This window comes from Streptomyces sp. NBC_01197 (genome assembly GCF_036010505.1).
In the GTDB taxonomy this organism is placed as follows: Bacteria; Actinomycetota; Actinomycetes; order Streptomycetales; family Streptomycetaceae; genus Streptomyces.
Genome location: NZ_CP108569.1, coordinates 5,607,180 through 5,620,001 on the forward strand (window position 1 = coordinate 5,607,180; position 12,822 = coordinate 5,620,001).

The 12,822-nt window shown below is 71.7% G+C and carries 13 protein-coding genes and 1 other RNA gene; 8 read left to right on the forward strand and 6 right to left on the reverse strand.

The annotated features are described in order from the left end of the window. Positions 1-5 precede the first annotated feature (5 nt). Together OG452_RS25830 and OG452_RS25835 are read right to left on the reverse strand one after the other, a co-directional pair. Positions 6-731 (reverse strand): ABC transporter permease, encoded by a 726-nt coding sequence (locus OG452_RS25830; protein WP_327297953.1) that lies wholly within the window; start codon positions 729-731, stop codon positions 6-8. Beyond that, on the reverse strand, positions 731-1,690 hold the full coding sequence (locus OG452_RS25835) for an ABC transporter ATP-binding protein (protein WP_327299781.1): 960 nt from the start codon (positions 1,688-1,690) through the stop codon (positions 731-733). Before OG452_RS25835 ends, OG452_RS25830 begins: the two co-directional genes overlap by 1 nt. Positions 1,691-2,014: 324 nt before the next feature. Between OG452_RS25835 and OG452_RS25840 the strand changes: the two genes are divergently transcribed. The 3 genes from OG452_RS25840 (at position 2,015) to OG452_RS25850 (ending at position 5,100) form a co-directional block, all read left to right on the forward strand. Continuing rightward, positions 2,015-2,869 (forward strand): MaoC/PaaZ C-terminal domain-containing protein, encoded by an 855-nt coding sequence (locus OG452_RS25840; RefSeq protein ID WP_327297954.1) that lies wholly within the window; start codon positions 2,015-2,017, stop codon positions 2,867-2,869. 60 nt (positions 2,870-2,929) lie between these two features. After that, on the forward strand, positions 2,930-4,006 hold the full coding sequence (locus tag OG452_RS25845) for a Zn-dependent alcohol dehydrogenase (protein WP_327297955.1): 1,077 nt from the start codon (positions 2,930-2,932) through the stop codon (positions 4,004-4,006). Between the two features lie 152 nt (positions 4,007-4,158). Then, positions 4,159-5,100, forward strand: a complete 942-nt coding sequence (locus OG452_RS25850) for a 3-oxoacyl-ACP reductase (RefSeq protein ID WP_327297956.1) — start codon at positions 4,159-4,161, stop codon at positions 5,098-5,100. A 148-nt stretch (positions 5,101-5,248) separates the two neighbouring features. Here OG452_RS25850 and OG452_RS25855 read toward each other — a convergent pair whose 3' ends face one another. After that, a complete protein-coding gene (locus OG452_RS25855; RefSeq protein WP_327297957.1) occupies positions 5,249-5,428 on the reverse strand; it encodes a hypothetical protein in 180 nt (59 codons plus the stop codon). Positions 5,429-5,576: 148 nt separating this feature from the next. Continuing rightward, entirely contained in the window at positions 5,577-6,854 is a 1,278-nt protein-coding gene (locus tag OG452_RS25860; RefSeq protein ID WP_327297958.1) for a hypothetical protein, read from the reverse strand. Positions 6,855-7,081: 227 nt separating this feature from the next. Here OG452_RS25860 and OG452_RS25865 point away from each other — a divergent pair, with 227 nt between their 5' ends. Genes OG452_RS25865 through OG452_RS25875 form a run of 3 tightly spaced genes read left to right on the forward strand, consistent with a single transcriptional unit; the run spans position 7,082 to position 9,848 of the window. Then, complete coding sequence (locus tag OG452_RS25865; RefSeq protein WP_327297959.1) at positions 7,082-7,936, forward strand: Nif3-like dinuclear metal center hexameric protein; 855 nt, start codon at positions 7,082-7,084, stop codon at positions 7,934-7,936. Continuing rightward, on the forward strand, positions 7,933-8,676 hold the full coding sequence (locus OG452_RS25870; RefSeq protein WP_327299782.1) for a zinc ribbon domain-containing protein: 744 nt from the start codon (positions 7,933-7,935) through the stop codon (positions 8,674-8,676). Before OG452_RS25865 ends, OG452_RS25870 begins: the two co-directional genes overlap by 4 nt. Then, positions 8,676-9,848, forward strand: coding sequence for a bifunctional RNase H/acid phosphatase (locus OG452_RS25875; RefSeq protein WP_327299783.1), 1,173 nt, complete (start codon positions 8,676-8,678; stop codon positions 9,846-9,848). The genes OG452_RS25870 and OG452_RS25875 overlap by 1 nt, the downstream gene beginning before the upstream one ends. 86 nt (positions 9,849-9,934) lie before the next feature. Here OG452_RS25875 and eda read toward each other — a convergent pair whose 3' ends face one another. Both eda and yaaA read right to left on the reverse strand, forming a co-directional pair. Continuing rightward, entirely contained in the window at positions 9,935-10,552 is a 618-nt protein-coding gene (gene eda, locus OG452_RS25880) for a bifunctional 4-hydroxy-2-oxoglutarate aldolase/2-dehydro-3-deoxy-phosphogluconate aldolase (protein ID WP_327297960.1), read from the reverse strand. A gap of 120 nt (positions 10,553-10,672) precedes the next feature. After that, the gene (yaaA, locus tag OG452_RS25885) at positions 10,673-11,455 is read right to left on the reverse strand and encodes a peroxide stress protein YaaA (RefSeq protein WP_327297961.1); all 783 of its coding nucleotides are present in this window, start codon (positions 11,453-11,455) and stop codon (positions 10,673-10,675) included. A gap of 227 nt (positions 11,456-11,682) precedes the next feature. On the opposite strand from yaaA, the gene OG452_RS25890 reads away from it, so the two are divergent. Further along, positions 11,683-12,252, forward strand: coding sequence for a Uma2 family endonuclease (locus OG452_RS25890; RefSeq protein WP_327299784.1), 570 nt, complete (start codon positions 11,683-11,685; stop codon positions 12,250-12,252). Positions 12,253-12,307: 55 nt separating this feature from the next. Continuing rightward, positions 12,308-12,712: RNase P RNA component class A (gene rnpB, locus OG452_RS25895), an RNA gene on the forward strand. Positions 12,713-12,822 lie beyond the last annotated feature (110 nt).

Below are 12,822 nucleotides of genomic sequence, written 5' to 3' on the forward strand. Positions count from 1 at the left end.
TCCCGTCACACGGTCCTCGCGGACCGACGGTACGAGATCACCGCGTACGTACCGAACGCCAGCAGCCAGCCGGCGAGCACCGCCACCGTGCCGAGGGCGGGCGCGCTGCCCTGGGTGGTGGACCAGCCCAGCTCGGCGAAGCGGTTGGTCGGGGTGTAGCGGGCGACGGACCGCAGCCAGCCGGGAAAGGCGTCGACCGGGAACCACAGCCCGCCCACGATGGCGAGCCCCATCAGACACGCCACGTTCACCACACCCGTGGTCTGGGCGGTGAGCCGGTACCCGTTGCCGATCCCCAGCAGCGTGAAGGGCAGCGCGCCGATCCACAGCAGCAGGGTGAGGACGGCCCACTGCCAGGCGTCGATCCGTACGCCGTTGATGAGCGCCCCGGCCAGCAGCACCGCCACGATCCCCGGCAGTACGGTCACCGAACCGGAGACCGCCCGGCCCAGCACCACCTGCGAGGGCGGCAGCGGGGTCACCCGCAACTGGCGCAGCCAGCCGAGGGACTTGTCGGACGCGACCCCGGTGCCGACGCCCAGGGCGGCGCCCAGTGCGCCGTACGCGGCCATGCCGACCATCGAGGTGACCCGCCAGGCCGCCGAGCCTGAGTCGGTCGGACCGATGTTGGTGAACAGCAGATACATCACGACCGGCATACCGATGCCGAAGATGACGAACCCGGGGTCGCGCAGCGTCCGCCGGACTTCGAGCTTGACGTATTCCAGCATCAGACCGCTGCTTCCTGTGTGGTGGTGCGGGACGGGATCCCGGCGCTCCCCCGGGTGGGGGCGGCGCCGTCCGTGCGGCTGGGGAGCGGGCTCCCCTGCGAGGTCAGGGCCAGGAAGGCGTCCTCCAGCGTCGCCGGGGCGACCGCGAGGCCGCGGATCGCGCCCTGCTCCGCCAGGGCGACGACGGTGGCGTCCGAGTCGTCCGTACGCAGTGAGGCCCGGTCCCCGCGGATCTCCACGGCGGTGACCCCGGGCAGCACCTGGAGCCCCTCGGTACCGGCCCCCGCGAGGTCGAACGAGACCAGGCTGCCGCCCGCCGCGCGCTTGAGCACCTCGGAGCTGCCGTCGGCGACGATGCGGCCCTGGTGGATGACCACGATGCGGTCGGCGTTGCTGTCGGCCTCCTCCAGGTAGTGCGTGGAGAAGAGCACGGTGTTGCCGCGCCGCGCGTACGCCCGCATCGACTCCCAGAACGCCCGCCTGGCCTCCACGTCGAGCGCGGCCGTCGGCTCGTCGAGCACGATCAGCTCCGGATTCCCGGCGAGCGCGACGGCGAACCTGACCCGCTGCATCTGGCCGCCGGAGAGCTTGTCGACCCGGCGTGCTCCGTACTCGCCGAGCCCGGCCATGTCCAGCGCCTCGGTGACCGGGAGCGGGCGCGGATACGTGCTGGCCACGAAGGCCACCAGCTCCCGCACCGTTACGCGGGGGATGGGCTGCCCCGCCTGGAGCATCGCGCCCACCAGACCTGCCCCGACCGCCTGCGCGGGGGCCCGGCCGAAGAGCCGCACCTGCCCGCTGTCGGGCTCGTCGAGGCCGAGCAGCAGACTGATCGTGGTGGACTTTCCGGCCCCGTTGCGCCCCAGCAGGGCGACGGTCTCCCCGCGCTGGATCTCCAGGTCGGCGCCGTCCACGGCCCGCACCGCCCCGAACGTCTTGACCGCTCCCGTGAAGCTCACCGCGGGTCCGGTGTCTGCTGTCTGCGTCATGCCCCCACGCTACGGAGCCGGGCGGCGCCGCGGACAGATGCGGTTGTACGCAGCCGCCCGGGACAAATGTCACGGCCGCACGCCGTGGCCGGATGTCATGGCAGCGAGTCAAGGCCGGATCTGACGTGGCGTCAGCAGTCTTCACAACTCATGAGGGGTGCGTTATACATGGGGCCATCGGCCTAGAACGCGTTCTATAAAGGGCGCCGGAGGCCGGTCCCGTACGACCTCGGTGCGCCTGACGGTGCGGACGGTCGCACCGAGGTCTTTCCACCGTCAAGGAGCGCTTGCCCCATGCCCATTGATGCCGCAGAGGCCGTCGCAGCCGAGCCCCGCTCCGGCGAGATCGCCTGGGACCACAAGGACATCCAGCTCTACCACCTGGGAATCGGCGCGGGCCGGCCGGCCACCGGCGCCGACGAGCTGCGCTACACCCTGGAGTCCAGGCTCCATGTGCTGCCCAGCTTCGCGACCGTCGCGGGCGCCGGCATGGCGCTGATGGGCGGTCTCGCCGCACCGGGCATCGATGTGAACCTGGCGGCCGTCCTGCACGGCGGGCAGACCGTCGTCCTGCACCGGCCGATCCCGGTCAAGGGATCGGCGGTCACCACCGCCCGGGTCCAGGCGGTGTACGACAAGGGGAAAGCGGCCGTCATCGTGCTGCGCTCCGAAGTCGCCGACGAACAGGGCCCGTTGTGGACCAGCGACTCGCAGATCTTCGTACGCGGGGAGGGCGGTTTCGGCGGCGAGCGCGGCCCCTCCGCCCGGCTCGAACTGCCCGACCGGGCCCCCGACCGCACCGAGGACCGCCCCATCCGCGAGGACCAGGCGCTGCTCTACCGGCTCTCCGGCGACTGGAACCCGCTGCACGCCGACCCGGAGTTCGCCAAGCTCGCCGGGTTCGACCGGCCCATCCTGCACGGGCTCTGCTCGTACGGAATGACGCTCAAGGCCGTGGTCGACACGGCGCTGGGCGGCGACGTGGCCCGCGTCGACTCGTACACCACCCGCTTCGCCGGTGTCGTCTTCCCCGGCGAGACGCTCAGGATCCGGATGTGGCAGTCGCCGGGCCGGGTCCAGGTGACGGTCTCGGCCGTCGAGCGGGACGAGGCGCCGGTCCTCGCCGACACGGTCGTCACCCACCACTGAGGTCCGCCCGGCCATCCACCCCTGATCCACCGGAACCAGCCGTATGTGAGGAGCCGCACCATGCGCGCAGCCGTACTGCATGAGATTGGCCAGGACAAGCTCGAAGTCCTCGACGACATCGAGGCGGTGGGCTTCGGCCCCGGCAAGGTGAGGATCAGGGTCCGGGCCACCGGCCTCTGCCACTCGGACGTCTCGGCGATGAACGGCGTGCTGCCGCAGCCCGCGCCGTTCGTGCCCGGCCACGAGGGCGCCGGCGAGATCCTCGACGTGGGCGACGGGGTGACGGGCGTCAAGCAGGGGGACCGGGTGGTGATCTGCTGGCTGCCCGCCTGCGGTACCTGTCCGGCCTGCAAACGCGGCCAGACCGAACTCTGCCTCGCCGGTTTCATGAACGCGGGCACCCCCAACTTCAAGCGCCCCGGCGGCGATGTCTTCGGCTTCGCCGGAACCGGCACCTTCACCGAGGAGGTCGTCGTGGGGGCCGGGTGCGCGGTGCCGATCCCCGACGACGTGCCGTTCGAGATCGCGGCGCTCATCGGCTGCGGGGTGACCACCGGACTCGGCGCCGCCATCAACACCGCCGATGTGGAGGCCGGTTCGTCGGTCGCCGTGATCGGCTGCGGAGGCGTCGGCATCTCCGCCATCCAGGGCGCACGTCTCAAGGGCGCGTCACAGATCGTCGCCGTCGACCCGGTGGCCTCCCGCCGGGAGGCCGCGCTGACCTTCGGCGCGACGGAGGCCGTGGCACCGGACGCGCTGAACGACGCCAAGCAGCGCATCACGGCGGGGGAGGGCTTCGACTACGTCTTCGAGGTCGTCGGCAAGTCGGCCACCGCCCGCACGGCGTATGAGACGACCCGGCGCGGCGGCACCCTCTGCATCGTCGGCGCGGGCGCCATGGACGACTTCCTCCAGCTCAACATGTTCGAGCTGTTCTTCGACGAGAAGCGGATCCTGCCCTCCATGTACGGCGGGGGGGATGTGGTCCGTTCGTACGAGCGGGCCATCTCGCTCTGGCGGTCGGGCCGTATCGATCTCGAAGGGCTGATCACCCACCGGGTGAAACTCGCCGGGATCAACGACGCGCTGGACCAGATGCGCTCCGGCGAGGCGCTGCGCACCTGCATCGAGATCTGACCACCGGAGCACCGGAGCGGACCCCACGGAGCACCGGAGCGGGCCCCCGGGCCCCCGGAGCGCAGGCGCCCGGAGCGCCCTGAGTACGAGAGTGCCCGGTGCGCCCGGAGCCGGACCGCCGGTACCCGCAGACCTGTAAGGAGAGCTCGTCCATGTCCTTGCCACTTGATGGCCTGTCCGCGATCGTCACCGGGGCCGGCCGCGGCCTCGGCCGTGCCGAAGCGCTCGAACTCGCCCGGCTCGGTGCGAGCGTCGTCGTCAACGACTTCGGCCAGCCGGGCCGCGACGGTTCCGGCGAGGCGTCCGCCGCACCCGCCGAAGAGGTCGCAGCCGAGATCCGCGCGGCCGGCGGACAGGCGGTCGCCCACCTCGGCGATGTCGCGGACCACGAACAGGCCCGCGCCCTCGTCCAGCTGGCCGTCGACACGTACGGAAAGCTCGACATCCTGGTCAACAACGCGGGCATCCTGCGGGACCGGATGGTCTTCTCGATGACGGAGAACGAGTGGGACTCGGTGATCCGGGTCCACCTCAAGGGCCACTTCAACACCACCCACTTCGCTTCGGTGCACTGGCGTGAGCGGTCCAAGGCGGCGGGCGGCCCGGTCTACGGCCGGATCGTCAACACCTCGTCGGAGGCGTTCCTCGCCGGCTCGGCGGGCCAGCCGAACTACGCGGCGGCCAAGGGCGGCATCGTGGGGCTCACGACGTCGACGGCGCTGGCACTCGCCAAGTACGGCGTCACCGCCAATGTGATCTGCCCGCGTGCCAGGACCCGGATGACAGAGGACGTGTTCGCGGGCTTCGGCGAACCGGACGCCGGCGAACTGGACCCGCTGGCACCCGAACACGTCTCACCGCTCGTCGGCTATCTCGCCTCCCCTGCGGCCTCGAAGGTCAACGGCCAGCTGCTGGTGGTGCACGGCGGCATGGTGGCCGTGGTGGAACGGCCCAAGGTGGCGGCGAAGTTCGACACGGCGAAGACGGTGTTCTCGTACGAGGAACTGGACGAGGTGATCTCGCCGTACTACGCCGACCGCCCGCCGAACGAGACCTTCGCCGCCGCGGAGGTCCTGGGCCTCAAACACGGCTGACGCCCGGCGGCACGGCGGAAGGGCCGGCCTCCGCCTGAAACGGGGGCCGGCCCTTCCGGTGCGCGTGGAGCGGTTGTACGTGAGCAGTTCTGCGTGAGCGGTTGTACGTGAACTCGTCGTGCGTGAGCGGTTGTGCGTGCGCGGACTGTCAGGCCGCGTTCGAGTGCTGCTGTTCCGCCGAGCGGCGATGGCGGCCGTTGGTCTCCGCCTCGGACGCCTCGGTGGACGCCGCACCCCCCCGGTGCTTTCCGGAGCCTCCGGCTTCGCCCCGGCCGGCGGCCGCAGGCTGCGGGCGCGACTGGGCTATGTCGGTCCTGGCTTCAGACATGATGGGAAATCTCCCCCGTCAAATCGCTGTGTTCGGTACTTTGCCGTGCTGTGCTGCGGTGCTGCCGTACTGCGGTGCTGCGGTGCTGTGCCCGCGCTTCAAGTGATCATGCGAACTCGATCAATTCTGCGTGTGCGGGCCCGCGATTCTAACCACGCGGCGGGCGGCTCGGCAGAGGCGCCTGCTGCAACGGTACGGGCTTGCACACAAGAGGAGACATCTGGGCCGCGCATGGTTCCTGACCAGCGGCTTCCGCTTGTGCGGGTTCTGTGACCCCGTCGCCCTGGGACACCATCCGGAGATCGAGCGGCAGCCCGCCGAGCGGTGCGATGTCCACCACGCCGACCGGCGCGGCCCCCGTGGCGCAGGGCAGTCGGAGCACTCCCTCCGTGCTCCACAGCCCCGCACCCGGCAACCACCCCTCGGGCGCGTCCAGTTGCAGCAGTCGCCGCCCCGCGGGGCGCCACACGCCGAGCCGGCTGCCCGCCGCGCTCGCGATCCGCAGCGCGACACCGCAGCTCTCCGGCATGAGCATCTGCCCGGGCTGCACGGCGAACGGCGTCAGCAGCGCGTCCTCCAGCCGCAGGGACTCCGGGAACCGGATCGGCCGGCTGCTCCCCAGTACCCCCCAGCCCAGCCGTTCGTCCCCCGGCGCGTCCGACCGTACGAGCAGCAGACCGCTGTCCGGGTCGGCGAGCAGCAGCCGGTCCTCGCTTCCGTCGGCGATCTGGAGCAGCGGAGTGACCTCGCCGCCCCGCTCCAGATCGACAGCGACCGCCTTGGTGACCCCGCCCGCCTCCCGGTCGAGCGCCAGCATCCGGCCTCCACGGTCCAGCCACACCCCGCCGGTGCAGCGCCCCGGCACATCGGCGACGCGCTCGGGCCCGAAGGCGCCGCCCGCCACCAGCCAGACGGTGGTCATGTGCGCACGGGGCTCCAGTGCGTAAGCGCTGCTGCCGCCGGGCGCGGGCGGCAGCAGCGTCAGCTGCTCGCACTCGACAGCGCCCAGCGGCAGTTCACCGGTGCCGGGCCCGGTCGGGTAGAGCAGTGAGAAGGCGTGCCGGCCGTCCACGGACCGCCGGATCAGCACCCGGCCGTCGGCCATCGGCAGCACATCGGAACCGGGTTCCTCGGGCTGGTTGCCGGGCAGCTCCACCGCGTACGGCTCCGGGCCGTCCAGGGTCCAGCGCTCGGGGAACCAGGCGTCCCCGGCGCGGCGGGCCAGCCGGGCCGCGTAGGAACCGTCGTCGGCGATGGTGAGACCCATCTCGGGTACGGCGCCCGGCTCCGCGGTGTCCTCCGCGCGGCGCTCCGCCCTGTCCTCCCCGCTGCCCGCTGCGGCGGTCCGTACGACGATCGCTGTCGCTGTCGCTGTTGCTTGCGGTGTCGCTGTCGGTGTCGCGGTTTTCGTGGCCAAGGCCGTCATATTTTGGTCACCTCCGGACACCGAAGCTAGTTTTCGCACGTCCTGCCGAGTCGGCCCGGGCCGGTCGCTTCACACATACGGGTGGCTGTCCCGGTATTCACCTGAGGAGGAGGGGGTGGGTGTGCTCGCGGAGAAGTACGACCAGCTCAAGGTGGAGACGGTCGGCGCGGCAGCTCCGGCGGGACCGACCGGCAGCAGGGGCACGGAGCGCAGGTAACCTTGTAGGCGTGCCCCGTCTGTCTGAAGTCCTCTCCGCACTCGACGTCCTGTGGCCGCCCGAGCGGGCCGAATCCTGGGACGCCGTCGGCACGGTCTGCGGCGACCCCGACGATGAGACCGACCGCGTACTCTTCGCCGTCGACCCCGTCCAGGAGATCGCCGACGAGGCCGTGAAGCTCGGTGCCCAGCTGATCGTCACGCACCACCCGCTCTATCTGCGCGGTACGACGACGGTCGCGGCCGACACCTTCAAGGGCCGGGTCGTCCACACCCTGATCAGACACGGCATCGCCCTGCACGTCGCGCACACCAACGCCGACACCGCCGACCCCGGGGTCTCCGACGCCCTCGCGGGCGCGCTGGACCTGCGGGTGGTGGGTCCGCTCGTACCGGACCCCACCGATCCGCTCGGCCGCCGCGGTCTCGGCCGCGTCTGCGAGCTGGTCCATCCGCTGCCGCTTCGGGAGCTCGCCGCACTGGCCGCGGCCCGGCTGCCCGCCACCGCGCAGGGCGTCCGCGCCGCGGGCGACCCGGACGCACTCGTCCGTACCGTCGCGGTCAGCGGCGGATCCGGCGACAGCCTCTTCGGCCACGCACGCGCGGCCGGAGTCGATGCCTTCCTCACCGCGGACCTGCGCCACCACCCGGTGTCCGAGGCCGTGCAGCAGTCGCCGCTCGGCCTGCTCGACGCCGCGCACTGGGCCACCGAGTGGCCCTGGTGCACCCAGGCCGCGGCCCAGCTCGACGAGATTTCCGACCGCCACGGATGGGGTCTGCGCACCCACGTGTCCCGTACGGTCACAGACCCCTGGACCGCCCACGCGGCGTCCACCGCAACCGATCCTTCTGGAGCCCCCAACTGAACGCCGCGCACGCCGACCAGATCCGACTCCTCGACGTCCAGTCCCTCGACGTACGTCTGTCGCAGCTCGCACACAAGCGCAAGTCGCTGCCGGAGCACGCCGAGATCGACTCCCTGACCAAGGACCTCACCCAGCTCCGTGACCTGCGCGTCGCCGTGCAGACCGAGGAGAGCGACACCGCACGCGAGCAGACCAAGGCCGAGCAGGACGTCGACCAGGTCCGTCAGCGCTCGGTCCGTGATCAGCAGCGCCTCGACTCCGGCGCGGTCAGCTCGCCCAAGGACCTGGAGAACCTCCAGCGCGAGATCGCCTCGCTGGCCAAGCGCCAGGGCGACCTGGAGGACGTGGTCCTGGAGGTCATGGAGCGCCGCGAGTCCGCCCAGGAGCGGGCCGCCGAGCTCACCGAGCGCGTCTCGTCCGTCGAGGCCAAGGTGGCCGACGCCACCGAGCGCCGGGACGTGGCCGCCGCGGAGATCGACCGGGAGACCGGCACGCTCACCAAGGAGCGCGAGATCGTCGCCGGTTCGGTCCCCGCCGACCTGATGAAGCTCTACGAGAAGCTGCGGGAGCAGCAGGGCGGCGTGGGTGCGGCCCGGCTCTACCAGCGACGCTGCGAGGGCTGCCGCCTGGAGCTCAACATCACCGAGGTGAACGAGGTCAAGGCGGCCTCCCCCGACACCGTGCTGCGGTGCGAGAACTGCCGCCGCATCCTGGTGCGTACGGCCGACTCGGGCATCTGATGCGGCAGTTCGTCGTGGAGGCGGACGGCGGTTCCCGGGGCAACCCGGGGCCCGCCGGCTACGGCGCCGTCGTCATCGACCCGGTCAGCGGGGAGACGCTCGCCGAGGCCGCGGAGTACATCGGCATCGCGACGAACAACGTGGCCGAGTACCGGGGCCTGATCGCAGGGCTGCGCGCCGCCGCCGCGCTGGACCCGGCGGCCCGGGTCCGGGTCCGGATGGACTCCAAGCTGGTCGTCGAGCAGATGTCGGGGCGCTGGCAGATCAAGCACCCCGACATGAAGCCGCTGGCCGCCGAGGCGGCGATGGTGCTGCCGGGTACGCAGGTGACGTACGAGTGGATCCCGCGCGCGCAGAACAAGCACGCGGACCGGCTCGCCAATGAGGCGATGGACGCGGGCCGGGACGGCAGGCAGTGGGAGCCGTCCGCCTCGACGGCGGAGCTCACGGCCGGGGACGCGGCCGCCCGTACCGGGGCAGCCCGGGGCCCGGCCGCCCTGGACGTGACCGCTGTGGCGCAGTCCGTCGGCTGGGCCCCGGCCGATCTGGGCGCTCCGGCGACCTTCGTCCTGCTGCGCCACGGCGAGACGGCGCTCACTCCGCACAAGCGGTTCTCCGGCAGTGGGGGCACGGACCCCGAGCTGTCCGCCGTCGGCCGCGGGCAGGCGGCCGACGCCGCGGCCGCGTTCGCCGCCCGCGGCACGATCCAGGCGGTCGTCACCTCACCCCTGCGCCGCTGCCGTGAGACGGCTCGGACGGTCGCTGACCGGCTGGGTCTGGAGGTAAGGATCGAAGAGGGCCTGCGCGAGGCGGACTTCGGCGCCTGGGAGGGGCTGACCTTCGGCGAGGTACGCGAACGCTACCCGGCCGACATGGACGCCTGGCTCGCTTCGGCGAAGGCGGCGCCGACGGGCGGCGGCGAGAGCTTCGCGACGGTGACCCGCAGGGTCGCCGCGGCCCGCGACCGCCTCGTCGGACACCACCGGGGCGCGACGGTGCTGCTGGTCACGCATGTCACACCGATCAAGACGCTGGTACGGCTCGCGCTGGGCGCACCGCCGGAGTCCCTGTTCCGGATGGAGCTGTCGGCGGCTTCGGTGTCGACGGTGGCGTACTACGCCGACGGCAACGCGTCCGTACGGGTCCTGAACGACACGTCGCACCTGCGCTGAGCGCTGAGCAGTCGGGCAGCTGAGCGAGAGTTCGAGGGGGAGGGGCGGGGCCGGGGGCCGACTGTGCGGAACCGGCCCCCGGTGGTTCAGCCGCGCAGCGCCGCGGCGCCCCGGGCCAGCAGCTCCACCCGGTCCCAGTCCCGCGCCGCCACCGCATCGGCCGGCAGCATCCATGTGCCGCCCACGCACGCCACATTGGGCAGCGCCAGATACGAGGGTGCCGACGCCAGCGAGATACCGCCGGTGGGGCAGAACCTGGCCTGCGGAAGCGGCCCGCCCAGGGACTTGAGATAGGCCGTGCCGCCCGCCGCCTCCGCGGGGAAGAACTTCATCCCGGTGATCCCGCGCTCCAGCAGCTCCACGACCTCGGAGGTCGTGGAGACCCCCGGCAGGAACGGCACGCCGGATTCGGTCATCGCGCCGAGCAGCCGGTCCGACCAGCCGGGGCTGACCAGGAACCTGGACCCCGCGGCCACCGCCTGCTTGACCCCGTCGGGGGAGATCACCGTGCCGGCGCCGACCACGGCCTCCGGCACCTCGGCGGTGATGGCGCGGATCGCGTCCAGCGCGGCGGGCGTCCGCAGCGTCACCTCGATCGCGGGCAGCCCGCCCGCGACCAGGGCCCGCGCCAGCGGTACGGCATCGGCGGCATCGTCGATGACGACAACAGGGACGACGGGGGCGAGGTCAAGCACGGAAGTCATACGGGCATCCTGCCCCGGCGCACACGTCATGCGCAACGCGCGTTGCGCACCGTGCAACGCGCGGCGGTTTCTGCCCCCATGCGTCCGCGGCTGCCGACCTACCCGCATCCGCGCTGCCGCTCAGTGGATCTCGGCCACCAGTACATCCAGCTCCCGGGGCTTGCCCGGCTTCACCGGGCCCGGGGCCTCCACCTCGTAACCCAGTTCCCGCAGCACTTCCACCAGCTCGTCGGGCCCGGCCGGAGCCGCGTCCGCGAGGAGCAGGTCCCGTACGATCCGCCCCTTCGTCGCCTTGTTGAAGTGGCTGACGACCTTCCGGGTCGGCGCGTGGAGCACCCGCACCGAAGCCGTACGGCCGGCGACCTCGCCCTTCGGCTTCCACGCCGAGGTGTACGCGGCGGACCGCAGATCGAGCACAAGGCCGTCGCCCGCCGCCTCCGGCATGACCTCGGCCATCGGCCCGCGCCAGTACGGGCCCAGCGCGCCGAGCCCCGGCAGCTTCACCCCCATCGAGCAGCGGTACGAGGGGATCCGGTCGGCGATCCGTACCGCGCCCCACAGCCCCGAGAAGACCAGCAGCGAGTCCTCGGCCCGCTGCCGCGCCGCCGCGTCCATCGAGGCGAGGCCGAGCGCGTCGTACAGCACTCCGGTGTAGATCTGCCCGGCGGGCCGGGCACCCGCGGTCCGCAGACCGGTGTTCTTGGCGACCTCCCCGCGCAGCCCCTCGCTCAGCCCGAGAACCTCGCGCGCCTTCTCCTCGTCGGCCGCGCACAGCTCGACGAGCTCGTCCAGCACCGCGGCCCGCGCACCGGCCAGCCCGGGCAGCGAGAGCGACTCCGGCTTCAACGGGGCGCCGGAGCCGCTCGCGGCCTTTCCCTCGGACGGCGGCAAGAGCACGAGCACGGCGGGTCTCCTCATGTACGGACAACAGCGTCTGCCCAGGGTAGAGGGGCCGCCCATCTCCCTGCCGCGCAGCCGGTTCCGACGCATCCGCCACAGGAACCGGGAGCAGCGCCCGGCACGTACCGGCGTGTGCCACGATCGGGGGAAGATCTCCCATCTCACGGACAGTGGAGCAGCTGATGTCCCACGCTGGCGAGCGACCGAGGAAGGGGCGTGACATGACTGCCATGCCGCATGAACCGCTCACGCAGGCAGAGGTCCTGCTGGAAGGCTTCCTGGCGTTGGAAACGCCGGAGGGCTTCCGCGCGGAGCTGATCGAGGGGGAGATTGTCGTGACGCCGCCGCCGGACGGGGATCATGAGGACTACATCAATATGGTGGCGAAGCAGGTGATCAGACGTTCGCGGACGGAGATGGATTTCTCTGGGAACAAAGGCTTGAAGCTGCGGAGCGGCGGAGCCTGCCCCAAGAACCACGCCATCCCCGATGGCACGTTCGCCCCCACCGCTCAGCGGTTGTTCCGGGGAGCCGAGCCGTGGATGCCCTGCGACGGTGTGGCCCTGGTGGTCGAGGTCACCTCCAGCAAGCCGCAGGCGGACCGGGAGGCCAAGCGGCGCTGCTATGCGCGCGGCGCGATCCCTCTCTACCTTCTCGTCGATCGCGAGGAGTCCTCGGTGACGCTGTTCAGCGATCCGGAGAGTGACGACTACCGGCAGCGCTGCACCATCCCGTTCGGTAAGTCCCTGGCTCTCCCGGAGCCCTTCGCCTTCGAGCTGGAGACCGCCGACTTCGTCTGATGAAGTCCGGGTACGGGGGGCGTCGACCCGCAGGTAGCATGGCTGGTACGGCAGACGAGCCGGCCGGACGGCCGCGTGGAGATCCTCTGGATCTTCCCGAGGAACGTCCGGGCTCCACAGGGCAAGGTGGTGGCTAACGGCCACCCGGGGTGACCCGCGGGACAGTGCCACAGAAAACAGACCGCCGGGGTCCGCAAGGCCCCCGGTAAGGGTGAAACGGTGGTGTAAGAGACCACCAGCGCCTGAGGTGACTCAGGCGGCTAGGTAAACCCCACCTGGAGCAAGGTCAAGAGAGGCCGTCGCACGACGGCCTTGCGCGGACGTTCGAGGGCTGCTCGCCCGAGTCCGCGGGTAGACCGCAGGAGGCCGGCAGCAATGCCGGTCGTAGATGGATGGCCGTCTCCCCGGCGACCGCGAGGTTTCCGGGCGACAGAACCCGGCGTACAGGCCGGCTCGTCCTGTCGCAAGGGGCCTCTGCCCCGCTTAATTGCTGGTCAGAGGCCCCTTCGCATACCCGCCGGGGCTGTCCCGGACCCGGTACGTACGGGCTGAAACGCGTCCGTGCGGCCC